Source organism: Micromonospora sp. NPDC005710 (assembly GCF_040630995.1).
Lineage (GTDB): Bacteria > Actinomycetota > Actinomycetes > Mycobacteriales > Micromonosporaceae > Micromonospora.
Window position 1 is genome coordinate 178,661 of sequence record NZ_JBEXYP010000012.1, and the last position, 26,730, is coordinate 205,390.

Consider the following 26,730-nt stretch of genomic DNA (forward strand, 5'->3'; position numbering starts at 1 on the left):
CTAGGCTCAGCAAGCAGGAGAATGTCGCCCGTGGGGTGGCCCCCCGCCGGGTCTAGAGTGTTGCACCGGAGGTGCCCAGCGATGGGCCGGCACGTGGAGGTACGGCCATCGAAAGCCAGAACAGCGGCGAGTCGCCCGGCGTGTCGCGCTCGGGTGACCAAGCGGGCAACGCCGCCACGCAGCCCAACGGCGGTCGGGTAGATCCGTCCGGTTATGCAGCGATCCGTTCCGTGCTGCGGATCCGGCCGTTCCGCCGGCTCTGGATCGTGCTCGGCGCGGCCTCCTTCGGTGACTGGCTCGGTCTGCTGGCCACCGCCCTCTTCGCCGCCTCGCAGGTGCAGGGCAGCACCGCCCAGGGCGCCGCGTTCGGCGGGGTCACCGCGATCCGGCTGCTGCCCGCGCTCGTGCTCGGCCCGGTGGCCGGCGTCTTCGCCGACCGGTTCGACCGGCGCTGGACGATGGTCATCTGCGACCTGCTGCGCTTCGTGCTCTTCGCCTCCATCCCGCTCTACGCCCTCAGCGGCGCCGCAGGCGGCCTGGTGGTCGGTTGGGCGCTCATCGCCACCTTCCTGATCGAGTCGCTCACGCTGCTCTGGATCCCGGCCAAGGAGGCCGCGGTTCCCAACCTGATCCCGCGGGCCCGGCTGGAAGCGGCCAACCAGCTCACGCTGATCACCACGTACGGCCTCACCCCGATCGCCGCCGCCATCGGCCTCGCCGTGCTCGACCGTGGCGTCCGGGGCGCCGTCGGCGGCGACCTGCCCTCCTGGGCCGAGCCGGCCCAGCTCGCGCTCTGGATCAACGCCCTGTCCCGGCTCGCCACCGCACTTGTGGTGGCCTTCGGGATCAAGGAGATCAGCGAGGCGCAACGCGGTGAGGCCGAGCGGGCCGAGCAGAGCATGTTCCGCCAGTTCTCCCAGGGCTGGAAATACATCGGCCAGACCCCGCTCGTCCGTGGCCTGGTGCTGGGCATCTTCGGTGCGTTCGCCGGTGGCGGCATCGTGGTCGGCACAGCCAAGTTCTTCGCCAACTCGCTGGGCGCCGGCGACGCGGCGTTCTCCCTGCTCTTCGGCGCCATCTTCGTGGGCCTGGCGCTCGGCATCGGGCTCGGCCCGATGATCGTCAAGGAGATGTCCCGGCGCCGCTGGTTCGGCATGAGCATCGTGCTGGCCAGTGCCGCCGTGATGACCCTCGCCTTCGCCATCCACCTGTCCATGGCGATCGTCGGCGCGGTGCTCGTCGGCGCCGGTGCCGGGATGGCCTTCCTGGCCGGCACCACGCTGCTCGGCGGCGAGGTGGCCGACGAGGTGCGCGGGCGGGTCTTCGCCGTGGTGCAGATCGGCACCCGGCTGGTGCTGATCCTGGCCATCGGGCTGAGCAGTGTGTTGGTAGGTGTCGGCGGCTCCCGCAAACTGGCAATCGCCGACCTCGGCATCTCCGTCTCCTCCACCCGGCTGCTGCTGCTCGCCGCCGGTGCTGCCGGCATCTTCGCCGGGATCAGCGCGTTCGGGCAGATGGACGACAAGAAGGGCGTTCCGGTCCTCGCCGACCTGTGGGGCTCCATCCGGGGTCGTCCGCTGATGCCCGCCGAGCCGTTCGTCTCCGCCGGGCTCTTCGTGGTCTTCGAGGGCGGCGAGGGCGCGGGCAAGTCCACCCAGCTCACCGCGCTCTCCGAGCGGCTGCGCGGCAGTGGCCACGACGTCGTGGTCACCCGCGAACCCGGGGCCACCGGCGTGGGTAGGCGAATCCGGTCACTGGTGCTGGACACCTCCGGCGACGACGCGCCGTCACCGCGAGCCGAGGCGCTGCTCTACGCCGCCGACCGGGCGCACCACGTGGCCACTGTCGTCCGGCCCGCGCTGGTCCTGGGCGGTGTGGTGATCAGCGACCGGTACGTCGACTCGTCACTGGCGTACCAGGGCGCCGGCCGGACCCTGCCCGTCGACGAGGTCTCCTGGCTCTCCTCCTGGGCCACCGGTGGGCTCAAGCCCGACCTGGTGGTGCTGCTGGACATCGAGCCGCGCACCGGCCTGTCCCGGGTGGCCTCGCGCAACACCGGCACCGACCGGCTGGAGGCCGAGTCGACAGCCTTCCACGAGCGCGTCCGGTACGCGTTCCTCGACCTCGCCGCCGCCGACCCGAAGCGCTACCTGGTGCTCGACGCGTCCCGGCCGGTCGACGAGATCACCCGGCTCGTGGTTCGGCGGGTCGAGGAGATGCTCGGCAAGCCGGGCGGCATCGTGCACCCGCGAGCGGCGCAGGGCCCGGACACCTCGGTGCAACCTGAGTTATCCGACGCGGAGCTGGTGACGATGGAGCACAAGACCTGATGCCCGACGTCTTCGCCGACCTGGTCGGTCAGGACGAGGCGGTGGTCGAGCTGCGGCGGGCGGCCGCCGCGGCAGTCGCCGTGCTGCGCGCTGGCGCATCAGCGCTGGTCGCCGCCGGCCCGGCCGGTGGCGACGCGTTCGCGGCCGACCCGGCGCCCGGCGAGGTGAATCCTTCGGCCGGGATGACCCATGCGTGGATCTTCACCGGCCCGCCCGGCTCCGGCCGCTCCGTCGCCGCCCGGGCGTTCGCCGCGGCACTCCAGTGCGTGCACGGCACCGGCTGCGGCGAGTGCCCCGGCTGCCACACCACGATGGGCGGCACCCACGCCGACGTGCGGATGGTGGTGCCGGAAGGGCTCTCCATCGGCGTCGGCGAGATGCGTGCGCTGGTGCTCCGCGCGGCCAGTACCCCGTCCGGCGGGCGCTGGCAGGTGGTGGTCATCGAGGACGCCGACCGGCTCACCGAGGCCGCCGGCAACGCGCTCCTCAAGGCGATCGAGGAACCTCCGCCGCGGACGGTCTTCCTGCTCTGCGCCCCGTCCACCCACCCGGACGACATCTCGGTGACCATCCGGTCGCGCTGTCGGGTCGTACCCCTGCGGCAGCCGCCGGCCACCGCGGTGGCCGAGGTGCTGGTGCGGCGGGACGGCATCGCGCCCGACGTGGCGCAGTGGGCGGCGGCGGCCGCGCAGGGTCACGTGGGCCGGGCCCGCCGACTGGCCCGCGACCCGGAGGCCCGCAAGCGGCGCGAGGCAGTCCTCGCCGTGCCCCGCCGGTTGACGGGTGTCGGGGCGGCCTTCGACGCGGCGTCCGCGCTCATCGAAGCGGCCGAGGCGGAGGCCGAGGCGTCGGTGACCGACGCCGACACCACCGAACGGGCGGCGCTGGAGACCGCGCTCGGTGCGGGCGGCACCGGCCGGGGCGCGGCCGGGGCCCTGCGGGGTGCCGCCGGGCAGCTCAAGGAGCTGGAGAAACGGCAGAAGTCCCGGGCCACCCGGGCCCAGCGGGACGCACTGGACCGGGCGCTCGTCGACCTGGCCGGCTTCTATCGCGACGCGCTCACCATGGCGCTGCGCGCACCCGTCGCCCCGGTGCACACCGACACGGCCGCGCTTGCCGGTGCCGGCGCGCAGAAGTGGGACGCCGACGGGTCGCTGCGCCGGCTGGAGGCCGTGCTCGCCTGCCGTGCGGCGATCGAGGCGAACGTCAAACCGCGGATCGCCGTCGAGGCGATGATGCTCGCCCTCTGGAAGGGCTGACCCGCACTTCCCGGCGGTTGTCCACACCCATCGACAGGCCCGATTGCGGTGCGGTACGGTCCCTGTGCCGTGGTGACGGTGGCAGCACACTGAGTGATGGATCACCCGGGAGGAGTCGGCCGATGCCGCGGGGGGAGATCGACGAAGCCTGGATCGAGGAGGCGGTGCGGCGCTACCGCCGGATCGAGTCCCTCCAGGCCGAGTTCGACCAGGCGGTGTCGACCGTCGAGGTGACCGTCCGCTCGCCGGACGGCCTGGTCGAGGTGGTGGTCACCGCCGGTGGACGGATCACCGACGTCCGGTTCCTCGGGCCGCTGCACACCCGCAGCCCGCGTGACGTGGCAGGTTCGGTGCAGGCCGCTGTCACGGCGGCGGCCGACGCCGCCGAATGGGCCCGGGAAAAGCTGCACAACGAGACGTTCGCCGCCTACCGACCGCTCGCGGGAGCCTGAGATGGACACACTGCGCGCGCTCTCCGCCCGACTGGACGAGGCGAGCGCCACGCTCACCCTCGTGTCGCACACGGTCACCGCAAGCGATCCGGCCCAGGCCGCGTTCGGCGCCGACGCGCCGGGCCGCCCCGGCGAGATCGGTCGGGCGCTGCACCGGCAGTGGACCACCGCCACCGACGACCGGGCCCGGGAGGCCCGCGCCGCAGCCGGTCGACTGGCCGCCGCCGCTGCCGCGGTGCGGGACGCCGCCGACCGCTACGCCGAGGTCGACCGGGCGGCCCGCCGCCGCCTCGCCGGAGAACCGTGATGGACGCGCTGGACCGGCTCGCCGAGCCCGGCCTCGACCTGCTCCGCCGGGTGGACACGCTCATCGCGGCCGGCGTCCCCGAGGGCCACCGGGTCTGGCCCCTGCTCCGCCGCATGCAGGTGCTGCCGGGTGACGCGGTCCGCAGCTTCCTCGACCTGCACCCGGTGCCGCTCGGCAGCGCCGGCCACGCGGTGCGCCGGCTGGTCCGGGGGTACGACGAGGTCTCCGCCGCGCTCACCGACTCGGTGCTCTGGTCCGGCCCGGCGGCCGCGGCGTACGGGCAACAGCGGGCAGCGCTGCTGCACCATCTCGACGAGGGGCCGGACAGTCTGGTCGGCCGACTCGAATCCACCGCCGGTTACGCGGACGCCCTCGCCGACTGGGTGGAGGGCAGCCGCCTCGCGCTCGCCCGCACGCTGGCCGACGTGCTCCGCTCGGCCGAAGCGGTAGCAGTGGTCGCCGCCACCGTCACCGGTGCCTCGACGCGCCCCGGGCCGGTCGGGCCCGGTGTGGCCGACGCGGCCGAGATCGGTGCACGGGTGCTCGCGGTGCTCGGCGTCGCGTACGACGGCGCGGAGACGCTGCTGCGGCAGTGGGCGCCGAGCCTGGCCGAAGCCACGTGGCGTCCGCCAACGGACGGGCGGCCCCGCTATGACCAGCCCACCCGGGTCGGCTGGTAATAATCCGGATCTCGGCCCTCCGGCCGGGGGCGCGGGTGCCTTGGTCCTCGGGCCGGGGCGGCGACGCCGTGGTCTTCCCCTGCACCCCCGCCAGGTCTGCCGCCGCGCTTCGCGCCGTGACCCGTCGTAGGGTGGGGGGATGGGCATGCTCTGCGCGGTCAGCTTCAACCGGTACGGGCGCCTCTACTACCTCGACCCCGGTGAGTTGCGTCCGCAGGTGGGCGACCGGGTGCTGGTGCCCACCGACGACGGGCCCGAGGTGGCGGAGTGCGTGTGGGCCGCGCAGTGGGTGACCGAGGACACCGACGGCTTCCCCCGCCTGGTCGGGTTGGCCGGCGACGACGACCTCCGCCGCGACGAGGCGTTGCGTCGACGTAAGGCCGAGGCCAAGGTGGCCGCGAAACGGCTGATCCGCTCGCACGGCCTGCCGATGAAGGTGGTGGCGGTCGACCATGTGCTCGGCTCCGCCGAGAGCGGCGGTGAGCGCAGCACCGTGTACTTCACCGCCCCGCACCGGGTGGACTTCCGGTCCCTGGTCCGCGACCTGGGCGCGACCCTGCACTGTCGGGTCGAGCTGCGCCAGCTCTCCGCGCGCGACTCGGCGCGGGTGCAGGGCGGCATCGGCTCCTGCGGTCGCGACCTGTGCTGCGCCACGTTCCTCACCGACTTCGAGCCGGTGACCATCCGAATGGCGAAGGACCAGGACCTCCCGCTCAACCCGTTGCGCATCTCCGGGGCGTGCGGTCGGCTGATGTGCTGCCTCAAGTACGAGCACCCGCTGTACCAGCGCTTCCAGGAGACCGCCCCGGCGGTCGGCAGTCGGGTCTCCACCCCGGAGGGTGAGGGTCGGGTCGTCGGCCACAGCGTCCCGCGAGACGCGGTGACGGTACGCCTGGACGCGGACGGCTCCCGCTGCTCCTGCTCCCGTGCCTCCGTCTGCGCCCCCCGCCAAGCCCACGACCAGCACTACACCCCCTGACCCCCTCCCTTTCCCTCCCTCCCCGGTCTCCCCGGTCTCCCCGGTCTCCGCCCGCACCCGCCGCCCTCCCGCGTTGATCAAGAGGTTTGCGTCAGAAATCGGGCCGAGCCTGACGCAAACCTCTTGATCAACTGGGATCTGGGGGTGTGAGGCGGGGGTGGGGGGTTAGTGCAGGACTGTGGGGGGTTCGGTGAGGTGGGGGGTCAGGGGGGTTTTGGGGGTCAGCCAGCTTTGGGTGGGGGAGTCGTCGGGGTTCACCTGCCAGTCGCGGGAGACCCGGTCCACACCCAGCGGGTAGACGGTCAACGTGCCGTCCGGGTCGATGCGCAGCCGCAGGAACGACTTGGAGTCCTCGATGCCCTGGCCGGCGAACAGTTCGTTGACGTTCACCCCGAACGAGCTGGCCACCAGCAAATACGCCGCCACCAGTTGGCTGGCGACCAGACCGATCACCGGGCCGTACAGCACCGCCGCGGCGGCTGCGGGCAGCGGCCACGGCCAGTCGTAGAACGGCAGCGCCAACCAGACCCAGGTGCCGGCCGCCGCCAGGGCCACCTGTGCCACACCGTGACCGACGCCGAGGATCCAGTGCCGCGCGTGGCGCTTGCCGCTGGCGTTCGGCGGCTTGGCGAACAGGGCCGCCGCCAGCACCGTCACGAGCACCATCACCACGAGCGGGACGCTGAACAGCCGCTGGTTGGTGCTGTCGGCCCAGTTCGCCGTCGCACCCGCCATGGCCAGCATCAGCAGGGTGTGCAAGATGCCGAGCAACGTGGTGAAGCCGGGATTGCGGAACGGCAACCGGGGGAAGATGCCCCAGCCGTAGCGCCGGGACTGCCCGGCGTTCGGGTAACGGGCCACCAGGTCGTACGGCTGGGCGGAGCTGGCCTTGCGGGTCGGCGTGTCCCGCGGTGGCACCTCGATGCGCTCCGGCAACTTGTGCGTGGGATAGAGGTACGCGCCGCCGCCACCGCACGTGATCAGCTGCCGGTCCGGCCCGGAGTAGCGGGCGTAGTGGTGCAGGTCGCCGGAGAGCAGTAACCGCACCCGCGCCCCGGTCGGGTCGATGATCGTCCGGATGAAGTAGTCGATGGAGTCGTACGCGGTGGGTTCGTCGACGGCCTTGACCCAGGTCGGCGCCGGCGCCGCGATGATCACTTTGGACTCCGGGCCGAGCCGTCGGGCCACCTCGTCGAAGTAGACCAGCTGCGGGTCGTCCAGGTACGAGCCGGACTGGTCGTCCACGCCGAGCAACCACCAGCCGGCCGGCAGTTCCACAGCGAAGTACGACCGGGACTGCCCGGTGCCCCAGCCCGCGAAGTTGCGGTCCCGGGAGCGCACGAACAGCCGCAGGAACGCGGTGAGGCCGTCGTACCAGTCGTGGTTGCCGGGCACGGCGAAGAGCGTGGGCTTCTCGGCCGGCGGTACCGGCAGGGCGGCCTGGTAAGGGCCCTTGCACCGGTCCTCGTACGCGGCGTAGGCCGCCGACGGGTACACCTGGTCGCCGCCCATCACCAGGGTCTGCGCCCGGGGCAGGCGGTGCCCGTCGACGGTCAGCTCGGGCTGTGCCAGCAGGTACGCCACCGAGTAGGTGGCGTTGAAGCCGTCGCCCAGGTCGGCCACGTAGTCGAGCCACAGCCCGCCATCCGGACCGACCTGGCGGAAGATGCCGTCGTCGAACGCGTTCTGCAACTCGCGTTTGTCGAGGTACGCCCCGAAGAGCACCGCCAGCAGCGTGCGGATGCCGGTGCTGATCAGCAGGAACGGCGCAAGCCATGGCACCGGCTTGCGCGGCGTGAAGCCCAACTCCAGCGGGTCGGTGCTGCGTGGCCGGTGGGCGGCGCGTTCACCGGCCGGCGGGGGGTCGGGACGCTCCGGGTGGGGGGAATCGTCGCGTTCGTCGCTCACCCGCCGCAGCGTAGTCCCGGCCCCGACCATTCGCTGTCCGGTAAGCGTCCAGATGGCGGCTGATGTCCGGTTGGTACTGCCCGACGCGGCCGGGGTATCCCGATCGGTCGGTGCTGCAGGGGTGCCGTACAATTTCTGAACGTTGCCGCCTTAGCTCAGTCGGCTAGAGCGACGCACTCGTAATGCGTAGGTCGACGGTTCGATTCCGTCAGGCGGCTCGGCACGGAAGCCCAGGTCATCGACCTGGGCTTCCGCCGTTTTTCGAGGTCGACGACAGCGCCGCCGGCCCACGTGAACCCGAGTTAGCCGCCGTGTCGGTGGCGAGGGAGAACCGATGAAGTTGCGTCCCGTGTTGTTAGGTGCCTTCGCCTTCGCTCTCGCGGCGGTCGGCTCGCCCATCCCTGCCGAGAAGCCCGTCGCCGCGCAGACTTCCGCTGCGGCCTGTCCGGTGCCGGGGCGACCCACGATGAAGATCCTGACCGTGGGCGATTCGATAACCGAGGGCGCGACGATGACCGCGTCGGCGACCGCTGGTTACCGTGCCGAGCTGGGGCGACTGCTCGATCAGAGCTGCGTCCCGCACGAGTTCGTCGTCGCGGCGGTCGGCGGTGTGACCTGCAACTACTGGTCGTCGCGGATGGCCAACCTGGTTACCACGCACCAACCTGACCTGATCCTGCTGAACTGCGGAACCAACAACAACCTGTCGGCCGCCAGCGACGAGCAGGTCGTCGCCTTCGAGCGCACCTACCGGGCGCTCTTCGACACCGCGTTGGACCTGGACCCGGACGTCGTCATGTACCCGTCCTGGGTGCAGTACAGCGCCGGGCGCCCCACCACTGGCTGCACGACGCCACCGGGCCCGAGTCCTGCCTGGCTCCCGGCGAGCGAAGCCAAGGTCAATGACGCGATCTATCGCAGCATCCGCGCGATCGACGAGTACGGCGAGCGCGTGCCGACCTGGATCGACTACCAGTCCATTCCCGAGGGCTACCTGGACCAGTGCGGCGTGCATCCCACCCCGGGCGGTTACGACGTGATGGGTCGGCTGGCGTACAACACCATCGCTCCTCGGCTGGGTGTCGCGCCGGCACCGCTGCCGTGTGGGTTGGTGGGTCGGCGGCCGGGCTCGTCGGTCGGCCAGTGGGTCCCGTGCGCCACGATGAACCTCAACCCCTGAGGTGCGGCCCGGCCGTGGCGGTCACGGAGTCGGTGGCGTAGCTCCCGGCTGACGTCGCGCGGGGATGCTTCGCTAACTCGCCGGGTCAACCGGTGAGGGGGTGGTTGTGGAGAGTGCCGCAGCCACCCGGGACGCCTCACGTCGGCCCTGGTCGCGGGCGGCGGCCACGAGCGCGGGTACGACGGATCGGTCCATCACGCTCGTCCCCTGCGCTCGTCTGGAAGCTTGGTCCCGGAGCAGGATCTCGACCCGGCGGTCCTCGCCCAGTGCGGCCCGCTGCCTGTTGATGCGCGCCCATGGGCCGATCGCGGCGGTGCTCGGCGCGAGGGCGATGACCGGGCCGTTTCCGGGGGCGAGATCGAGGTTGAGTGTCGACCGCATGCCGCCGTCCATGTAGCGGCGCCCGCCGATGGCAACCGGGGCGGCGGAGATCGGCATGGCGCAGCTCGCGGCGACGGCGTCCACCAGGGGTACGCCGTCCTGTCTGGTGAGTGTGCGGCTGGCGCCCGTCTCGGTGTCGACGACCACGATGCGGAGGTCGGTGTGGTCCCGCCAGGTGTGGTCGGGCAGTCGAGCCTCGGCTGTCCGGCGCTGCCGGGACGGGTCGTCGATGCGGGAGGCGAGGGCGAGGCGGCCGAGGCGGCGGGCGGCCTGCTCGGGGCTGCGTGCGAACAGTTGTGCCCGCGCGAGCCGGAGCAGGTCGAGCAGGCGCAGGGCTGGTGCGGTCTCGTGGGCGACGCCGCCGCGCTGGCGCTCGAAGAGTTCCGCCAGTGGGGTGCCGCTGGCGAGTTGTGCGCCCACGACGGCACCGGAGCTGGTGCCGATGAGGACGGCTTCCGGGGTCACTGTCACCCCCTCGTCGGCGAGCCCGGTGAGGATGCCGACCTCCCAGGCGATGCCTGCTACTCCGCCGCCACCGAGGACCCAGACGGGCTGTGCGTCGAGCGTCATCAGTCGCCTCACTCGTGTCAAATACTGCTAACGGTGTACGCAGTTTACGGTAACAGCGATGACCGATGATTGACAACGGACGATCAGGGCTGGCGCCGCCCGACGACGACCCCACCGAGCCGGCTCTCCGCCGACGTGACAGTTGACTCCGAATCCACTGTGAACCCGTACTGGCGCACCCAGGCCGCCACCTCGGCTGGCTGCCGACGATGGACGTGCACATTCATCGGGTGGCCGCCGTAGCCCTCCGTCTTGAGGGTCGTCCCGTCGCCCACGTGAAAGCCGAGCAACAGGGGGCCACCGGGACGCACCACCCGCTGGAAGTGCGCGAACACGGCGTCGATCCGGGCGTCGGGGACGTGGATGAGCGAGTACCAGGCGACCAGGCCGGCGACCGAGCCGTCGGCCAGGTCGAGGTCCGTCATCGAGCCGACCTCGAAGCTCAGCTCCGGATGATCACGGCGGGCCACCGCGATCATCCCGGGCGAGAGGTCGATCCCGAAGGCGTCGACGCCGAGCGTATGCAGGTGAGCGGTGATCCGCCCCGTTCCGCAGCCGACGTCCGCGACCGGCCCACCACCGTTGGCGGCCACCAGTTCCGCGAACGACGCGAGGGCATCCCGTTCGTACGGTGCGTCCGCCAGGAGGTCGCGGACCAGATTGGCGTAACTGACAGCTACGGTGTCGTAGGAGGTGCGGGTGTCTGCCAGCCAACCATCGACGTTCATGGCGGCAACGCTAGCCCCGGGGGCCGATCTCGAGTGATCGTGCCGAACAGCGGGATCAGACGTAGATCTTGGTGGCGTACTCCGGGCCGTAGTGCCGTTCCAGGTCTTCGAGGCTCTCCGTCGGTGCCTCGACCTCCTTAATCAGGCGGGCCCGGGACGGCAACACGTCGGGCTGCCAGGTCTCCGGCCGCCACAGCGCGGACCGCAGGAACGCCTTCGCGCAGTGGTAGAAGATCTGCTCGATCTCCACCACCACGGCGAGCACCGGCCGGTGCCCCTTGACCACCATGTCGTCGAACCAGGGCGCGTCGCTGACCAGACGGGCCCGCCCGTTGATCCGCAGTGTGTCGGTCCGCCCGGGGATCAGGAAGAGCAACCCGACGTGCGGGTTGTCGAGGATGTTGCGGTAGCCGTCGGCCCGCTTGTTGCCGGGCCGCTCGGGCAGGGCGATCGTCGTGTCGTCCAGCACCAGGGCGAACCCGGCCGGGTCGCCCTTCGGGGAGACGTCGCAGGTGCCGCCCGCGCCGGCGGTGGCCATCAGGCAGAACGGTGCGGCGGCGAGCCACTCGCGGTCCCGCTCGTGCAGGCGGGGGCGGTCCTTGTTGGCGGCCCGCGCGCTCGGCTCACCGAGCAACTCGCGCAACTCCTCGTGCGAGGTGATCTCCACCGTCACGTTGGTCCTCCCTCAGCCGTTGACCCGGTGGTGGGCACCACCGTCGTCAGCCTAGGCCGCCGTGACCAGCGCGAGGTTTGTGCCGGGTTGCCGGGGGGTACGGCCTCACCCGACGCGCTCGCCGACGTGGACCGTTCCGCAGGACGCCGACCAGTGGAGGGCCGGGAGATGGAGAGCCGACTCAAGGTGCTGGGTCACCCAGTCCATCCGATGCTTGTCATGTTCCCGGTGGCGCTGTTCGCCACTGCGGTGCTGTTCGACGTGGTGGACACCGTGGGCGGTCCCGACTTCCTCGGCGAGGTCGCGTACTGGAACATCACCGTCGGCCTGATCGGTGGCCTTCTCGCCGCGGCGGCCGGCTCGTTCGACCTGCTGGCGATCCCGACCGGCACCCGTGCGAAGCGGGTGGGTCTGCTGCACGCGGCAGCCAACGTCGCGGTGATCCTGCTCTTCGCCGCCGTGTGGGCGGTGCGGCTCAACGCGGACTCCCGGGCCGCCGGTGGGGCACTCGTCGCCATCGAGGTGGTCGCTGTGGCGATTCTCGGCATCAGCGCCTGGCTCGGTGGTGAGCTTGTCGACCGGCTGGGTGTGGGTGTCGACCGCGATGCCGGCCTGGACGCGCCCAGCTCACTACGGCCACCGACGGCCGCCCAGCGGATCGGAGAGGTGTGATGAGCGAGCAGCAGTTCGGTGGCTTCGGCCGGGGGTGGCGGGGCAACCGCCAGCAGGGCTGGGACCCGATGGGTGAGTTGCAGTCGCTGCGCGCCGAGTTGAGCCGCCTGGTCGGTGGCCGCGCCGGGGCGTCGGACGTCGAGTTGACCGAAATCTCGGACGGCTGGGAGGTCGTCGTCAGGCTGCCCGGCGTGGCACCGGAAGAGGTCGCCGTCGAGGTGGACGACCGCGAGTTGTGCGTGCGGGCCCGCTCGGAGGCGGAGGTCAACGCCGAACAGGGCATTCCCGGCGGCTTCGAGACGCGCGGCTTCGAGTACCGGATCAACCTGCCCGCGCGGGTCGAGCCGGACGCCATCGACGCGGTGATGGACCACGGCCTGCTCCGGGTGCGGCTGCCACGGGCGAGCCGGCCCACGCCGCGCACCATCACCGTGGGCCGCACCGGACCGCGCGCCGGCGACCACGTCACCGGTACGCCGATGCCAGCCGATCCCGCCGCGGACCGGGAGTTGCACCGCCCGGACACCGCCGGCGAGATCGACCGGCCGTAGCGGGCCGAATGGTCACCCCGTCCGTGCTCGGCCCGACCGCCGAGCGCCTCTCCGATGTACGGCGGATCGCCGTGCTGCGCGCCAACGCGCTCGGCGACTTCATCTTCGCGCTGCCGGCGCTCGACGCGTTGCGCAGCGCGTACCCCTCGGCGGAGATCGTGTTGCTCGGTGCGCCGTGGCACGCGAAGCTCTGGCGCGACCGGCCCGGCCCGGTGGACCGGGTGCTGGTGGTGCCGCCGGCGCCCGGCATCCGTACGGCGGACCCGGGTGAGCCGGAGTCGTCGATCGACGACTTCCTGGCCGCTGCCGTGGGTGTCGACGTGGCGGTGCAGATCCACGGTGGCGGGGCCAACTCCAACCCGTTGATCAGCCGGCTCGGTGCCCGGCTGACCGTCGGCCTGCGCGCCGACGACGCGCCACCGCTGGACCGGTGGCTCCGGTACGTCTACTACCAGCACGAGGTGATCCGCTACCTGGAGGTGGTGGCGCTCGTGGGAGCGCCGGCCACGACCATCACCCCGACGCTTGCGGTGACCGACGCCGACCGGGCGGAGGCGGCCCGGGTCCTCGGCCCCGCCGACCGGCCCCGGGTGGCGTTGCATCCGGGCGCCACCGACACCCGCCGCCGCTGGCCCGCCGAGCACTTCGCCGAGGTGGCCCGCGTGCTGCACGAGGACGGCTACGAGGTGCTGGTCACCGGCACGCCCTCCGAAAAGGAGGTGGTGGACCGGGTCGTCGCCGCGGCGCAGGTGCCGGTGCGCCCACAGGTGGGCACGCTCAGCCTGGGCGGGTTGGTGGGCTGTTACGCCGACTGCGCGTTGGTCGTCTCGAACGACACCGGCCCGCTGCACCTGGCCGCCGCGGTGGGTACGCCCACTGTGGGGATCTTCTGGGTCGGCAACCTGATCAACGGTGCCAGCCCGCTGCGGGGCCGGCACCGGCCGATCAGCTCGTGGACAGTGCACTGCCCGGTCTGCGGGGTCGACTGCACGCCGGGCATCTATCCGCACCGGCCCGGCGACGGTGAGTGCCCGCACCGGGACTCGTTCGTCGCCGACGTCCCGGTGATCGAGGTGCTGGAAGCCGCCCGGGACCTGCTCACCCGCTAGGTCACGCCGGCTGCGGGGTGTCCTCGTCGGCGAGGACGACCTCCCACGCCTCCACGTCCCGGTCGGTGACGGTGGTGGGCGACTCCAGGTGGTACGCGCCGCTGGGCAGGATGCCCGCGCCGCCGTGGCGGGACATCACGGCGAGCTGTGCGGCGACGTCCTCGCCCTGGTGTTTCTCCTGCACCCGACGCCAGAAGTCGAAGCCGCCTGCGTCGACGAGCTTGGCCCGGTCGTAGAGCACGCACCCGCCGATCCAGGAGACCTTGTACGCCCGCCACGCGCCCGCCGGCAGCGCCAACTGCTCGGTGATGTGCAGCAGGTTCGCGGCCGAGTGGATCCGGGCACGGTTCCACTGTGGGGTGTCGGGTCGGATCCGTTCCGGCGTGGGCGGGCCGATCCACTCCTCGTAGTGCCCGTGCGACTCCGGCCGTACGTCGTCGGTGTACGAGAGCCCGTGCACGCCGTTGCCGACGAACCCGCAGCCCAGCTCACCGATCGCGGTGACCAGTCGGTGCAGCGCACCCGGTTCCAGCCAGATGTCGTCGTCGAGGCTGAGGACGTACCTGGCGGACGAGGTGGCGAGCAGGTACGCCCGGTGTTCCGCCAACCCCCGGCGGGGCAGCCGACGGGTCAGCAGCACCGGGTGCCCCCGGTGGCGCAGCGCTCGGACCATCGTGGCAGCGGCGGGATGTGCGTACGCCGGTTCCCCGTCGGACTGGTCGCTGACGACAACGCCGAAGCCGGGTACCCCGTCCTGGGCGGCGAGTCCGCCGAGCGTGACGGCCAGCTCGGCGGGCCGGTTCCGGGTCGGAATCAGCACGTCGACCAGACGGTCGGCGCGGAACTCCGCCGGGGTGCCGAGGTCGAGGGGGCGGTTCACGACGCCTGGGTGCGGGTGCTGAGTGACGGGTCGTCGACGTGGGGCGACGGGTCCTGGCTGTGCGACCGGATCCGCTCGATGATCGCCGAGGTGGACCGGTCCGGCACGTACCCGAGGGTGCGTACCTGACCGCCCAGCCGGCGCACCAGCGGCGCCTCCGGCACCAGCTCCGGTGGGTAGTCGCCGCCCTTGACGTACACGTCCGGTCGGACCGCCTCGATCAGCGCGGCGGGTGAGTCCTCCTCGAAGACCACCACGTGGTCCACGCAGGCGAGCGCGGCGAGCAGGGCGCCGCGGTCCTCGACCGGGTTGACCGGCCGGTCGGGGCCCTTCAGTCGGCGTACGCTGCCGTCCGAGTTGACCGCCACGATGAGCAGGTCACCCAACGCGCGGGCCTGTTCCAGGTAGCGCACGTGCCCGCGGTGCAGCACGTCGAAGCAGCCGTTGGTGAAGACCACCGACCGTCCCGCCTCGCGGTACTCGGCGACTATCGCGTCCAACTCGACGCCGCCGACGAGCGCCGGGTGGCCGGTCGTGCCGGTCGGCTGGTCCAGCGCGGCGAGCAGGTCGTCCCGCCGACACACGCAGGTGCCGGTGTCCGAGACGGTGATGGTGGCCGCCAGTTGGGCGAGTTGGGCGGCGGTGGGCAGTGGTGCGTCGGCAGCCAGGGCCAGGGTCATCGCCGCCAGGTACGCGTCGCCGGCGCCCACGGCGTGGCTCGCCGGCACCGGTGTGCTGTGGCTGCGTCGGGGCTCCCCGTCGGCGCCGCCGACCACCGCACCCTCGGTGTCCAGGGTCACCGCGACCACGTCGGCACCCGTGTGCGCCCGCAGTTCGGCAAGCCGCGACTGGGCGAGGACGGCCCGGTCGACGCCCTCTCCGGCCCGGGTGTTCACAGTGACGCCGGTGCCGGTGACGCTGAGCCCGTCGCCGGTGAGGGCGACCCGGCCCTCGCCCGGGGTGGGTTCACCGACCGGCCCCGGGCGGTCGGTCCGGGCCAGCTCGGCGGTCACGTCGTCGGCGTGCACCGCGCCGGGCGCCGCGCCCACTGTCATCTCGGAGGGCCCGTCGGCCGGGTCACCGTCCGGGTGTTCCAGGTGCAGTTCGGTCCCGCCGGCCGGTCGGGTCGTACCGCCCGCGCGGGCCAACAGCCGGGTCGCCTCGGCGAAGCTGGGGGTGACCACCGTCGGCGCGAGGCCCCGCCAGTCGGCCAGGTCGTGGGCGTCGAGCGCGACTGTGGCGTACCGCTGGCGGTTCTCCACCAGCCACGCGCGGACCGGCGCGGGCAGCGCGCCCAGGCCGTAGTCGCAGACCACGAGGGTCGGCGCCTGCCCACCGGCGGCGGCCTTCAACTCCTCGGTGGCGCAGCTCAGAGCGGTGAGCAGCCGGGCCACCCCATCGTGGTCCAGGGCGTCCTCCGGGTCGCCGGAGTCCTCGCGCAGCAGGATCTGGTTACCGGCCAACATCCGCCGCTTCACCGGAGTGGGACGCCCGGGCTGGTTGACAGTGCGGTCCCAGACGCCTGCCCGGTCCAGGCAGTCGTGCAGTTCGTCCCCGGCGACGTCGGCGCCGACCGGTGCCACCAGCACCGCCCGGCCGCCGAGGGCGGCCACGTTGACGGCGGTGTTCGCGGCCCCACCGGCGGCGGAGATCCGGCGGCGCAGGGTGAGGACGGGGGCGGGCGCCTCCCGGCAGAGCCGGTCGGAGTCGGCGAAGCGCCATTCGTCCAACATGGCGTCACCGACGATCAGGACTGGGCGTCCGAGCCAGCTCTCCACGACGGTGGCGAGCCGGCGCTGTTCCGCTGCTGCTCCTGCCATGCCTCCCCGGGTCCCCAGCGGCCTGCCGGACAAACCTCGCGGCGACCGGTCCCGCCGCTGGTCAGGCTGCCTCTGATGGGCTGTGACCGGTCCGAACCCGTCCGACCTGTTTCGGGTGGTCGAGGGCGGGAAGGGAATTGAGGTACCCCCGGAAAGGAGATGTACCGAGATGGCAGCGACATTGCAGGGCAAGCGGATCGCCTTCCTGGCCGCCGACGGCGTCGAGGAGGTCGAGTACGTCCAGCCACGCGAGGCGGTCGAGAACGCCGGCGCGACGGCCGAGCTGGTCTCGCTGAAGCCCGGTTCCATCCAGTCCTTCAACCACCTGGACCACTCCAAGACGTACGACGTGGACGTGACAGTCGACAAGGCGGACGCCGCCGGCTACGACGCGCTGGTGTTGCCCGGTGGGGTGGCGAACCCGGACTTCCTGCGGGGCGACCCGGACGCGGTGCGGTTCGTGAAGGCGTTCTTCGACGCGGGTAAGCCCGTCGGGGTGATCTGTCACGGCCCGTGGACGCTCATCGAGGCGGACGTCGTCCGCGGTCGGCGCATCACGTCCTGGCCCACGCTGCGGACCGACCTGACGAACGCCGGAGCCACCTGGGTCGACGAGGAGTGCGTGACGGACGGCAACCTGACCAGCAGCCGCAAGCCCGACGACCTCCCCGCCTTCTGCCAGAGAATCCAAAAAACCTTCCAAACCCCCTAACCCCCCACCCCACCCCCCAACCCACCAACCGGGTTGATCAAGAGGTTTGCGTCATTTTTGCCGTGTTCTCTGACGCAAACCTCTTGATCAACTTCATCCGACTTCGCGGTTCGGCGCATGTTTCCGCGCTGCCGGGATAGAAGGGCACATGACCACCGAAGCCTCGGATGCGCCGGTGCTGAATCGTCAGCAGATCCGGCTGCTCATGTTCGGCCTGATGACCGGCATGCTGCTGGCCGCGCTCGACCAGACCATCGTCGGTACGGCGCTGCCGACAATCGTCGGTGAGCTGGGCGGGATCAACCACTACTCGTGGGTGGTCACCGCGTACCTGCTCGCCTCGACCGCGTCGACGCCGCTGTACGGCAAGATGGCCGACCTGTACGGGCGCAGACCCGTCTTCCTCTTCTCGATCGGCACGTTCCTGGTCGGGTCGTTGCTGGCCGGGTTGTCGCAGAACATGACCCAGCTGATCATCACCCGGGGCATCCAGGGTCTCGGTGCCGGTGGTCTGCTGACGCTCGCCTTCACCATCATCTCGGACGTGGTGTCACCCCGGGAGCGTGGTCGGTACCAGGGCCTGTTCGGCGCGGTCTTCGGCATCTCGTCGGTGGCCGGGCCACTGGTGGGCGGTTACTTCGCGGAGACCGACTGGCGGTGGATCTTCTACATCAACGTGCCGTTGGCGATCCTGGCGATCGTGGTCTGCTACCACGTGATGCGGTTGATCCCGTTCGAACGGCGCGACCACTCGATCGACTGGCTCGGCGCCGGCCTGCTGGTGGCCGGGGTGAGCGCCCTGCTGCTCGCGCTGAGCTGGGGCGGCAACGAGTACGCCTGGGGCTCCGCCGTGATCATCACGCTGTTCGCGGTCGGTGCGGTGCTGGGGGTCCTGTTCGTCCTCCAGGAAGCCCGGGTGGCGGAGCCGATCCTGCCGTTGCGGCTGTTCCGGAGCGCCACCTTCGCGCTGGCCAACTCGGCGCTGCTGGTCATCGGTCTGGTGATGTTCGGTTCGATCATCTTCATCCCGCTGTACCTCCAGATCGTCAAGGGCGCATCGCCGACCCGAAGCGGTCTGCTGATGCTGCCGATGATGGCCGGCATCATCATCACGTCGATCCTCACCGGTCGTGCGATGACCCGGATCGGCCGTTACAAGTGGTTCCCGGTGGCCGGCTCGGTGACCCTGCTGGTCGGCATGTTCCTGTTCACCCAGTTGGAGGTGGCCACCTCGCTGTGGGTGGCGTTCGGGTTCATGGTGGTGATCGGCGTCGGGCTGGGCCTGTGCATGCAGTCGCTGATCCTGGCGGTGCAGAACGCGGTCTCCGTACGCGACCTCGGGGCCGGCACCTCCTCGGCGACCTTCTTCCGGTCGCTCGGCGGTTCGTTCGGGGTGGCGATCCTCGGCACGGTGCTCTCGTCCCGGTTGACGAGTGGGCTCGCCGACCGGTTGCCCGGCGCGATCGCGCAGCTTCCTCCGCAGGAGCGGGCCGCCGTGGCGGCGAGTGGCGGCACCAACATCTCGATCAACGATCCGGCCACCATCCTGGCCCTTCCGGGGCCGGTCCGCGCGGCCATCCAGGGGGCCTTCGTCGACGCGCTGGACATGGTCTTCCTGACCGCAGGTCTGATCGCGATCGTGGCGGTGGTGGTCACCCTGACGCTGCCGAACACGCAGCTTCGGGGCGCCGGGCCGCAGGGCGCCACTGGTGGTGCCGACCCGCTCGGCGGCGAGGCCCCGGCCCCGGGCGGCAAGCCGCTGACCCGCGAGTCCAAGGAGGAGGCCGCCGCCGACATGGAGGCCAAGTCCCAGACGATGATCTGAGCGTCTCGACGCCGACCGCCCCGGACCGCTTCGGGGCGGTCGGCCGTCAGCCCGGGGAGTCGGTGGTCAGGCGGGGCGGCGGTAGACGCCGTACCACCAGGTCGCTGCCAACTCCCGGGCGGCTGCCGCGTCGGCACCGGGGTCGGCCGAGGTGGTGCTGACGTGGTCGGCCAGGAAGCGGTCGCCGCCGACCACGATCAGCCGGCTGGCCGCCGTCACGTCCAGGTCGGCGGGGGTACGCCCGGCCTGTTGCTCGATCCGAAGCGCGTCCACCGTGCGGGCCACGAACTGCTCCAGCCCGGCCGCCCAGTACTCCCGGACCGCCTCGTCGTACGCGGCGACCTCGCTGACCGCGGCCAGCACCGGGGCGTACGTCCGGTAGATCCGGATCACGTCGGCGAAAACCTCGGTCAGCCGCGCGAGCGGGTCACCGGGGCCGCCCGGGTCCCAGCCGCCGGTGCGGTCGAAGGAACTCTCCCGCATGGTGCCGGCGAGGCGCATGAGCAGCTCGGTCTTGTCCCGGAAGTGGGTGTAGAAGGTCGACCGGGCCACGCCGGCCTCGGCGGCGATCCGCTGCACGCCGAGGTCGGTGAAGCGGATTCCCTGCTTCAGGAGCCCTTCGGTGGCCGCCAGCACCCGCGCTTCGACGGCCGCGCGTCCGTCGGGGTTGCGCGGGCGGCGGCGGGTAATCGAGGGCATAGCCGGAATCCTAGGTGGCCGGGGGTCGGGTGGGCGACGTACGCTCGTTGCCGGACACAGTGTCCGACATAGTGACCACGGAGTGCCTGACCTCGGCCTCCGACCCACCACGAGGAGCAACACACGTGAAGTACCGACTGCTGGGCACCACCGGGGTGTACGTCTCGGAGATCTCGCTCGGCGCGATGACCTTCGGCGGCAGCGGGCACCCGATCTACGGGAGTCTGGGCGGGCTCGCGCTGCCCGAGGCGCAGCGAATGGTGGACGTCGCGCTGGACGCGGGCGTCAACTTCGTCGACACCGCCGACGGCTACAGCGACGGCGAGAGCGAGGAACTGCTCGGCAAGGCGCTCGGCACGCGGCGTCGCGACGTCGTACTGGCGACGAAGGTGCACTCCCGGACGGGCCCCGGCCCGAACGACGTCGGCACCTCCCGGCTGCACATCATGCAGAACCTGGAGGACAGCCTGCGCCGGCTGGGCACCGATCACATCGACCTGTACCAGATCCACAACTTCGACCACGTCACTCCGATGGAGGAGATGCTGCGCGCGCTCGACGACGCGGTCCGGCAGGGCAAGGTCCGCTACATCGGCGCCGCCAACTTCGCCGCCTGGCAGATCTCCAAGGCGCTGGGCATCTCCGCCCGGGAGAAGTTGGCAGGGTTCGTCTCGGTGCAGGAGTACTACTCGCTGCTGGGCCGGGACGTGGAGCGCGACGTGGTGCCGATGGCGCTCGACGAGGGTGTCGGGTTGACCGTCTGGAGCCCGCTCGCCGGTGGCTTCCTCTCCGGCAAGGTCAGCCGGGACGGTGCCGTCGCCGACAGCGGCGCGCGCAGCGCCCAGCCCGGTTACGCCAGCTTCACCCCGTTCGACAGGGAGCACGCCTTCGGGGTGGTCGACGTGCTCAAGGGGGTCGCCGAGCGGCACAGGGTCAGCCCGGCCCGGGTGGCCGTCGCCTGGCTGCTGTCCCGGCCGGCGGTGACAAGCGTGATCGTCGGCGCCCGCAAGCACGAGCAGTTGGTCGACAACATCGCCGCCTCGGACCTCACCCTCACCGCTGAGGACCTCACCGAGCTGGACGAGGCCACCAAGCTGCCGGTCGCGTACCCGAACTGGATCCAGGAAGGGTTCTTCGCCGGGATGCGCCACCCGCAGTGAAGCGGCCCAGCCGACCTACTTGAGGATGAGCCGGTTCGTCTGCTCGAAGACGTCCAGGTCGGCAAGGGTCTCGACGACCGAGGTGGAAAGTGGGGCGGGGAACCGGTCGCGGGCGAAGAAACCGGCATCGGTGGTCTCGTCGGTGACCCGGGCCAACTGCCCGTCCCACTCCTCCACCTTGAACGCGGTGGTGAATACCTGGTACGTGTGGCCGTACATGTTGGTGCTCGTCCGGTCCGGGCCGGTGTAGAGGGCGAACGCGCAGACCCGCAACGCGCGTAGCCCGGTCTCCTCCCGGACCTCGCGTACCGCGCAGTCGGCGATCGACTCTCCCAGCTCCATCGCGCCGGCCGGCATGGCCCACTGGCCGTTGTCCGAGCGCTTGATCAACAGGATGCGTCCGGCGTCGTCGTTGACCACGGCACGGGCGCCGACGAACATCAGCGTCCGGTCCCCGGCGAGTGCGCGCAACTGCCCCACGTACGAGTCGGCCCAGGAGATGCTCACCTGCGACAACTTACGGGGGTTCCCAACGTGTGACCACCGACACTAGCTTGTTACCCATGCGTAGCACGATGATGGACGCCCCTCTGCAGATCTCCCGGATCCTCGACCACGGCGCTGGGGTGCACGGCGCGGCCGAGGTGGTCACCTGGACGGGTGCCGAGCCCCGCCGGATGACGTACGCCGAGGTGGGCCGGGCCGCCGCCCGGCTGGCACACGGGCTGCGCGACGAGTGCGGGGTGACCGGCGACGAGCGGGTCGCCACCTTCATGTGGAACAACAACGAGCACCTGGTCGCCTACTTCGCGGTGCCGAGCATGGGTGCGGTGCTGCACACGCTCAACATTCGACTCTTTCCCGACCAGGTCGTCTACATCGCCAACCACGCCGAGGACCGGGTGGTGATCGTCGACAGCACGCTGCTTCCGCTGCTGGCCCGGGTGATCGGTGAGCTGACCACTGTGCGGCACGTGGTGGTGGTCGGCGGTGGCGACCCGGCCCCGCTGGTGGCGGCTGCCGGCGACCGGATCACCGTGCACCACTGGGACGCGTTGCTCGCCGACCGGCCGGACACGTACGACTGGCCCGAGGTGGACGAGCGCGACGCGGCAGCGCTCTGCTACACCTCGGGCACCACCGGCAACCCGAAGGGCGTGGCCTACTCGCACCGGTCGATCTACCTGCACTCGTTGCAGGTCTGCATGCCCGAGGGTTTCGGTCTCGGGCCGACCGACCGCGAGCTGGCGATCGTGCCGATGTTCCACGCCATGTCCTGGGGGCTGCCGTACGCGGCCTTCCTCTCCGGCGCGTCGCTGATCATGCCGGACCGGTTCCTCCAGGCGGCGCCGATCGCCGAGATGATCGCCACCGAGCGGCCCACCCTGGCCGGGGCGGTGCCGACGATCTGGACAGATCTGCTGGCCTACCTGGACACCCACGACGTCGACACCTCCTCGCTGGGCGAGGTGATCGTCGGCGGCTCGGCGTGCCCACCGGCGCTGATGCACGCGTTCGACGAACGGCACGGTGTCGACGTCATCCACGCCTGGGGCATGACCGAGATGTCCCCGCTGGGGTCGGTCTCGCGTCCGCCCGCCGGTGTGTCCGGTGAACAGGCGTGGCGTTACCGGTACACCCAGGGGCGGGTGCCGGCGGGTGTGCAGGCACGGATCGTCGGCCCGTCGGGCGACCCGATGCCCGCCGACGGCACGGCGGTGGGCGAGTTGGAGGTCCGGGGGCCGTGGGTGACCGCCCGGTACGTCGGTGACGACGCCCCGGAGGAGGAGAAGTTCCGCGACGGCTGGCTGCGCACCGGCGACGTGGGCACCCTCTCCCCGGACGGGTACATCAACCTCACCGACCGCGCCAAGGACGTGATCAAGTCCGGTGGTGAGTGGATCTCGTCGGTGGAGTTGGAGAACGCGCTGATGGCCCACCCGGCGGTGCTGGAGGCGTGCGTGGTGGGTGTTCCGGACGAGCGGTGGGACGAACGTCCGCTGGCCACCGTTGTCGTCCGGGAGGGCGCTGCGGTGACCGCCGAGGAGCTGCGGGACTTCCTGGCCGGGTCGGTCGCGCGCTGGCAGTTGCCGGAGCGCTGGGCCTTCATCGACACGGTGCCGAAGACGAGCGTGGGCAAGTTCGACAAGAAGGTCGTCCGTTCGCGGTACGCCGGGGGTGAGCTGACTGTCCGGGAGCTGACAGCCCCGTAACGTTTTCCACGGCACTGTCGCCTGTTGGGGCGGGAGTACTCCTGAACCCTCCCCAGGGGCGGCCCCGGCGTTCGCACCGCGCCGGGGCCGCCCGCTCCACGCGGGATGACCCGCACCGTCATTGTTGCGAAGGTTATTCGCTTCTGTCCTGCTGACGGGGAAATCGGGTTGCCGGCGACCCGATCAGGCGTCGCTGGTGGTGACGAGCACCTTTCCCACAGTCGAATCCTCCACCGCCTGGTGCGCCGCAGCCGCCTCGGCCAGCGGGTAGTAGTGCAGCGGCAGGCCGGCGTCCGCCCCGACCCGGATGCCACCCTGGCTGGCCGCCGCCGCCACGTCCTTCACGCCCTGCGCCTTGGCCGCCTTCGGCTCCGTGTAGACCAGGACGAACTGCCAGCGGGCGTTCGGCGCCATCATCGCCCGGATCGGGATGCTCACCTCGTCCCCACCGGTGTCGGCGTACATGCAGACCGCACCGCCGTGCCGCAGCACCTGCACGTCGACGGCGGCGTTGCGGGCCGGGGCGACCTCCACGATCGTGTGCACCCCGTCGGGGACGATCTTGTGGACCTCCTCGACCACGTCCTGTTCCCGGTAGTTGATCACAAAGGAGGCGCCGGCCGACGCCGCGAGCTGCGCCTTCTCCGCGCTGCTCACCGTGGCGATCACAGTGGCGTCGGCCCACCTGGCGAGCTGGATCGCGGCGTTGCCGACAGCACCCGCGCCCCCCTGCACCAGCACCGTGTGATCCGCCAACGCGCCGGCCCGCAGCGTGTCCGGCATGAACTCACCGGCGGTCAGGCAGCGGTGCGCGGTGAGGAACGGGATGCCCAGGGCCGCGCCCAGCTCGAACGGGGCATCGCCGAGGCGTACCACCTGCCGGACCGGCACCAGCGTGTACTCCGCTGTCGTGCCCCACTGCCGCTGCCAGGCCGACTCCCAGATCCAGACGCGCTCACCGATCAGGTCCGGGTCGACCCCCTCGCCGACAGCCTCCACCACCCCTGCGCCGTCCTGCCCGGGGATCTGCCACCCCCTCGGTGCAGAGCTGCGGCGCGACTTCCAGTCGGTCGGATTCACCCCCGCGACCGCCACCCGCACCAGGACCTCGCTCGCGCCCGGCTCGGGCACCGGCCGGTCGACCAGCTCCAACACCGAAGGGTCGCCGCTGCGCTCGTACACGATGGCCTTCATCCGGGGTCTCTACCCCGCCCGGCCGGGGTCAACCCAGCCCGTCCACCAGCTCCGGGGTCAGCTCACCGATCGCGCTCACCGTCACCACCGACAGCCCTGCCGCATCCGGGTCGAGAGGGTACGAGCCGTGCGGCACCGCCACCACCCGCATTCCCGCCGCCGCGGCGGAACGCACCCCGTTCGACGAGTCCTCCACCGCCACACACCGGGTCGGGTCGACGCCGAGGCGCTGCGCCACGCTCAGGTACACGTCCGGCGCGGGTTTGCCCCGCTCGGTCTGCTCGGTGGAGAGGGTCGTCACGAACGCGTCGGTCAGGCCGGTCGCCGCGAGCGCCGCCTCGATCAGCCGGGTCGGCGACGAACTGGCCAGCCCGAGCGGCCACCGCGCGGCCAGCCGGCGGACGACCTCGTCCGCGCCGTCGATGAGGGGTACGTGCTCCCGGTAGCGCCGGGTCATCTCCTCGACCACCTCGTCGGCGACCTGGCCGGCGGTGCGGTCGACGCCCAGCTCGCCGCTGAGGTAGTCGGCCCACTCGCCGGTGCTCATGCCCATCAGCCGGCGTTGCGTGTCGGGCTGCCACGTCCCGCCGTGCGCCGCCACGTACGCCCGGCGGACCTCCTCCCACACCGGCTCGGAATCCACGATCACGCCGTCCAGGTCGAAGACCACCGCATCCGTCACGGGCCCATCCTGCCCGACCGGTGGGCGTCCGGTCAGCCGGGCAGTGCGGGCAGGCCGAGCGGACTGTCGTCGGGGAGCAGGGTGTGGCCGGCGCGGGCGATCGGCTCCAGCAACTCCCGGAGCCGGCACGCGTCGGCGGAGCCCAGCGCCTCCCACGGGTGCGCGGCGGCCAGGTCCGTGGCGTCCTCGATGGCCTGGAACTCGGCCCGGGCGTGCTCGGTGGCCGCGCCGTCCCCGGTCAGCCAGCCCCGCTCGGTGAGCCGCTCGCGGGCGGCGTGCCACTGCTCCTCGGACCAGCCCCGGCCCAGCAGATATTGCGGCGGTGAGCCGTCCAGCGCGACCCGGACGGCCAGCGTCTCCACCGGGTCCAGGCCGGCGGCGACGAGCGCCGCCACGTGCCCGTCCCCCCGGTGCTCGCGCAGGGTGGTGGCGGCCTGCCAGAGCCGCGCCAACGGGTACTCGCCGGCCGGAAGGGCGGCGTTCGCCGCACCGAGCACCCGCCCGGCCGTCTGCGCCGCCGAGGCGGCCCGCTCCAGCAGGTCGGCCGCCTCCACCAGATGCGACTCGGGTAGCTCGTAGGTCAGCTCGGCGAGCGCCTGCACGGCACCGGTCAGACGGGCGCGCAGCGCCTCCTGCGGGGTGGCCAACCGCCACACCGCAGGCAACGCGCGGGTCACCATCGGCGGTGCGAAGTTGAAGAACGCGGCGATCACCGGCGCCGCCTCGGTCGCTCCCAGCGGTGCCGCCCGGCCGGCGAAGTAACCGCGCCAGTAGCCGCGCAACCCGACCGCCTCGTACGCGGCCCGGGCCCGGGGGTGCAGGTAGGTGACGGCGTGCACCGGCTCGAAGTACGCCCACATCGACCGGGCTGTCCGCCCAGGCTCGTCAAGCCCCGTCACATACACCTCCGCGTCCCGGTTCCGGATGCTCACCCCGGGAGGCGAACCGCCCGGGGTGACGCCGAACCTACTGCCGCTGGGTGACGGGCCGGAAGCCCCATGTGAACAACTCCACCGCAGCCCGGCGACAACCGGGATGATCCGGACGGGTCACTGGGCGGCGAGGACGTCCACCACGAAGCGCAGCGGCCCCTCGGGAGCGCCCTTCGCCGCGGCGTCCTTGCCGTACGCCAGCTCCGACGGGATGTCGAGCTGCACCCGGCTGCCCACCGTCACACCGACCAGACCCTGGTCCCAGCCGGGGATGACCCGGCCGACGCCGATCGGGAAGGTGGCCGGCTGCCCGGACTTCCAGGAGGAGTCGAACTCCTTGCCGTCCTTGTAGAACACCCCCACGTAGTTGGTGGTGATGTTCTGGCCCTTCTGCACGGCCGGACCCGTGCCCTTGATCACGGGGGTGACGGTGAGCTTCTTGAGGTCGCCGGTGCCCGGCGTCACTGTCGGCTTGCTGCCCAGCGCCGGGTCGGCGCCCTCAGGCAGCTGCGGGGCGGGCGGCGCGCCGGCCTCGTCGGGGGCCGGCGCGGTGGCGGACGGGCTCGCGTCGGCCTGGGTCTTGGGCTTGTCGTCGCCCCCGCCGATCGTCACGAAGACGCCGATCAGCACACCGACCACGGCGACGGCAGCGAGGCCGCTGAGCCACGCGTTGCGCTTGCGCCTCGCGTCGGCGGCCTTCTTCGCCGCCAACTGGGCGGCCAGGCGGCGCCCCGACTTGGTTGCCGGGCTCTGGTCCGGGCCCGTCTGCTGCGTCCGCTCGCTCACGTCGTCGACTCCCTGCTGCGAAGTGTGGCCGGCACCCGGTGCCGGGGG

26 protein-coding genes and 1 tRNA gene are annotated in these 26,730 nt (G+C 71.7%); 15 read left to right on the forward strand and 12 right to left on the reverse strand.

Annotation, left to right across the window (positions count from 1 at the left end; translation table 11 throughout):
• Positions 1-230: 230 nt before the first annotated feature.
• The 6 genes from tmk to ricT all read left to right on the forward strand — a co-directional run bounded on the left by tmk (position 231) and on the right by ricT (position 6,007).
• The gene (gene tmk / locus ABZ406_RS18440; protein WP_357762741.1) at positions 231-2,330 is read left to right on the forward strand and encodes a dTMP kinase; all 2,100 of its coding nucleotides are present in this window, start codon (positions 231-233) and stop codon (positions 2,328-2,330) included.
• Positions 2,330-3,589, forward strand: coding sequence for a DNA polymerase III subunit delta' (locus ABZ406_RS18445; RefSeq protein WP_357762744.1), 1,260 nt, complete (start codon positions 2,330-2,332; stop codon positions 3,587-3,589). Before tmk ends, ABZ406_RS18445 begins: the two co-directional genes overlap by 1 nt.
• Before the next feature lie 122 nt (positions 3,590-3,711).
• Entirely contained in the window at positions 3,712-4,041 is a 330-nt protein-coding gene (locus ABZ406_RS18450) for a YbaB/EbfC family nucleoid-associated protein (protein WP_007454690.1), read from the forward strand.
• A gap of 1 nt (position 4,042) precedes the next feature.
• Entirely contained in the window at positions 4,043-4,348 is a 306-nt protein-coding gene (locus ABZ406_RS18455; RefSeq protein WP_357762747.1) for a hypothetical protein, read from the forward strand.
• Positions 4,348-5,028 carry a hypothetical protein gene (locus ABZ406_RS18460; RefSeq protein ID WP_357762750.1) on the forward strand — a complete coding sequence of 227 codons (681 nt, stop codon included), beginning with the start codon at positions 4,348-4,350 and terminating at the stop codon, positions 5,026-5,028. Before ABZ406_RS18455 ends, ABZ406_RS18460 begins: the two co-directional genes overlap by 1 nt.
• Positions 5,029-5,167: 139 nt before the next feature.
• Positions 5,168-6,007: a regulatory iron-sulfur-containing complex subunit RicT gene (ricT, locus tag ABZ406_RS18465; protein WP_357762753.1), complete on the forward strand. Its 840-nt coding sequence runs from the start codon at positions 5,168-5,170 to the stop codon at positions 6,005-6,007.
• A 165-nt stretch (positions 6,008-6,172) separates the two neighbouring features.
• On the opposite strand, the gene ABZ406_RS18470 is transcribed toward ricT, so the two are convergent.
• Entirely contained in the window at positions 6,173-7,915 is a 1,743-nt protein-coding gene (locus ABZ406_RS18470) for a metallophosphoesterase (RefSeq protein ID WP_357762755.1), read from the reverse strand.
• Between the two features lie 144 nt (positions 7,916-8,059).
• Between ABZ406_RS18470 and ABZ406_RS18475 the strand changes: the two genes are divergently transcribed.
• Both ABZ406_RS18475 and ABZ406_RS18480 read left to right on the forward strand, forming a co-directional pair.
• A tRNA-Thr gene (locus ABZ406_RS18475) sits at positions 8,060-8,133 on the forward strand.
• A gap of 116 nt (positions 8,134-8,249) precedes the next feature.
• Positions 8,250-9,095, forward strand: a complete 846-nt coding sequence (locus ABZ406_RS18480) for an SGNH/GDSL hydrolase family protein (protein ID WP_357762758.1) — start codon at positions 8,250-8,252, stop codon at positions 9,093-9,095.
• Positions 9,096-9,167: 72 nt separating this feature from the next.
• On the opposite strand, the gene ABZ406_RS18485 is transcribed toward ABZ406_RS18480, so the two are convergent.
• From ABZ406_RS18485 to ABZ406_RS18495, 3 genes are all read right to left on the reverse strand, one after another.
• Positions 9,168-10,046 carry a patatin-like phospholipase family protein gene (locus tag ABZ406_RS18485; protein ID WP_357762761.1) on the reverse strand — a complete coding sequence of 293 codons (879 nt, stop codon included), beginning with the start codon at positions 10,044-10,046 and terminating at the stop codon, positions 9,168-9,170.
• 83 nt (positions 10,047-10,129) lie between these two features.
• Entirely contained in the window at positions 10,130-10,774 is a 645-nt protein-coding gene (locus ABZ406_RS18490; RefSeq protein ID WP_357762764.1) for a class I SAM-dependent methyltransferase, read from the reverse strand.
• A 55-nt stretch (positions 10,775-10,829) separates the two neighbouring features.
• The gene (locus ABZ406_RS18495; RefSeq protein WP_357762766.1) at positions 10,830-11,447 is read right to left on the reverse strand and encodes a pyridoxamine 5'-phosphate oxidase family protein; all 618 of its coding nucleotides are present in this window, start codon (positions 11,445-11,447) and stop codon (positions 10,830-10,832) included.
• Positions 11,448-11,615: 168 nt separating this feature from the next.
• Here ABZ406_RS18495 and ABZ406_RS18500 point away from each other — a divergent pair, with 168 nt between their 5' ends.
• Genes ABZ406_RS18500 through ABZ406_RS18510 form a run of 3 tightly spaced genes read left to right on the forward strand, consistent with a single transcriptional unit; the run spans position 11,616 to position 13,779 of the window.
• Complete coding sequence (locus ABZ406_RS18500; protein WP_357762769.1) at positions 11,616-12,119, forward strand: DUF2231 domain-containing protein; 504 nt, start codon at positions 11,616-11,618, stop codon at positions 12,117-12,119.
• Positions 12,119-12,670 (forward strand): Hsp20/alpha crystallin family protein, encoded by a 552-nt coding sequence (locus ABZ406_RS18505; protein ID WP_357762772.1) that lies wholly within the window; start codon positions 12,119-12,121, stop codon positions 12,668-12,670. The genes ABZ406_RS18500 and ABZ406_RS18505 overlap by 1 nt, the downstream gene beginning before the upstream one ends.
• A gap of 8 nt (positions 12,671-12,678) precedes the next feature.
• Positions 12,679-13,779, forward strand: a complete 1,101-nt coding sequence (locus tag ABZ406_RS18510; RefSeq protein ID WP_357762774.1) for a glycosyltransferase family 9 protein — start codon at positions 12,679-12,681, stop codon at positions 13,777-13,779.
• A 1-nt stretch (position 13,780) separates the two neighbouring features.
• Here ABZ406_RS18510 and ABZ406_RS18515 read toward each other — a convergent pair whose 3' ends face one another.
• Entirely contained in the window at positions 13,781-14,659 is an 879-nt protein-coding gene (locus tag ABZ406_RS18515; RefSeq protein ID WP_357762777.1) for a glycosyltransferase family A protein, read from the reverse strand.
• Entirely contained in the window at positions 14,656-16,479 is a 1,824-nt protein-coding gene (gene rfaE2, locus ABZ406_RS18520) for a D-glycero-beta-D-manno-heptose 1-phosphate adenylyltransferase (protein ID WP_357762780.1), read from the reverse strand. Before rfaE2 ends, ABZ406_RS18515 begins: the two co-directional genes overlap by 4 nt.
• A gap of 169 nt (positions 16,480-16,648) precedes the next feature.
• Here rfaE2 and ABZ406_RS18525 point away from each other — a divergent pair, with 169 nt between their 5' ends.
• Positions 16,649-17,191: a type 1 glutamine amidotransferase domain-containing protein gene (locus ABZ406_RS18525; RefSeq protein ID WP_357762783.1), complete on the forward strand. Its 543-nt coding sequence runs from the start codon at positions 16,649-16,651 to the stop codon at positions 17,189-17,191.
• Between the two features lie 148 nt (positions 17,192-17,339).
• Entirely contained in the window at positions 17,340-19,016 is a 1,677-nt protein-coding gene (locus ABZ406_RS18530; RefSeq protein WP_357762786.1) for an MDR family MFS transporter, read from the forward strand.
• Between the two features lie 66 nt (positions 19,017-19,082).
• Here the strand turns inward: ABZ406_RS18530 and ABZ406_RS18535 are convergent, their stop codons facing one another.
• The gene (locus ABZ406_RS18535) at positions 19,083-19,715 is read right to left on the reverse strand and encodes a TetR/AcrR family transcriptional regulator (protein ID WP_357762789.1); all 633 of its coding nucleotides are present in this window, start codon (positions 19,713-19,715) and stop codon (positions 19,083-19,085) included.
• A gap of 125 nt (positions 19,716-19,840) precedes the next feature.
• On the opposite strand from ABZ406_RS18535, the gene ABZ406_RS18540 reads away from it, so the two are divergent.
• Positions 19,841-20,875: an aldo/keto reductase gene (locus ABZ406_RS18540; protein WP_357762792.1), complete on the forward strand. Its 1,035-nt coding sequence runs from the start codon at positions 19,841-19,843 to the stop codon at positions 20,873-20,875.
• 15 nt (positions 20,876-20,890) lie between these two features.
• Here ABZ406_RS18540 and ABZ406_RS18545 read toward each other — a convergent pair whose 3' ends face one another.
• Positions 20,891-21,382, reverse strand: coding sequence for an NUDIX domain-containing protein (locus ABZ406_RS18545; RefSeq protein WP_357762795.1), 492 nt, complete (start codon positions 21,380-21,382; stop codon positions 20,891-20,893).
• Between the two features lie 71 nt (positions 21,383-21,453).
• Here ABZ406_RS18545 and ABZ406_RS18550 point away from each other — a divergent pair, with 71 nt between their 5' ends.
• A complete protein-coding gene (locus tag ABZ406_RS18550; protein ID WP_357762859.1) occupies positions 21,454-23,088 on the forward strand; it encodes a fatty acid--CoA ligase in 1,635 nt (544 codons plus the stop codon).
• A 183-nt stretch (positions 23,089-23,271) separates the two neighbouring features.
• Here ABZ406_RS18550 and ABZ406_RS18555 read toward each other — a convergent pair whose 3' ends face one another.
• From ABZ406_RS18555 to ABZ406_RS18570, 4 genes are all read right to left on the reverse strand, one after another.
• On the reverse strand, positions 23,272-24,282 hold the full coding sequence (locus ABZ406_RS18555) for an NADPH:quinone reductase (RefSeq protein WP_357762798.1): 1,011 nt from the start codon (positions 24,280-24,282) through the stop codon (positions 23,272-23,274).
• 28 nt (positions 24,283-24,310) lie between these two features.
• Positions 24,311-24,964 (reverse strand): HAD family phosphatase, encoded by a 654-nt coding sequence (locus ABZ406_RS18560; RefSeq protein WP_357762801.1) that lies wholly within the window; start codon positions 24,962-24,964, stop codon positions 24,311-24,313.
• 32 nt (positions 24,965-24,996) lie between these two features.
• A complete protein-coding gene (locus ABZ406_RS18565; RefSeq protein ID WP_357762862.1) occupies positions 24,997-25,824 on the reverse strand; it encodes a hypothetical protein in 828 nt (275 codons plus the stop codon).
• A gap of 189 nt (positions 25,825-26,013) precedes the next feature.
• Positions 26,014-26,682 carry an FKBP-type peptidyl-prolyl cis-trans isomerase gene (locus tag ABZ406_RS18570; protein WP_357762804.1) on the reverse strand — a complete coding sequence of 223 codons (669 nt, stop codon included), beginning with the start codon at positions 26,680-26,682 and terminating at the stop codon, positions 26,014-26,016.
• Positions 26,683-26,730: the final 48 nt, after the last annotated feature.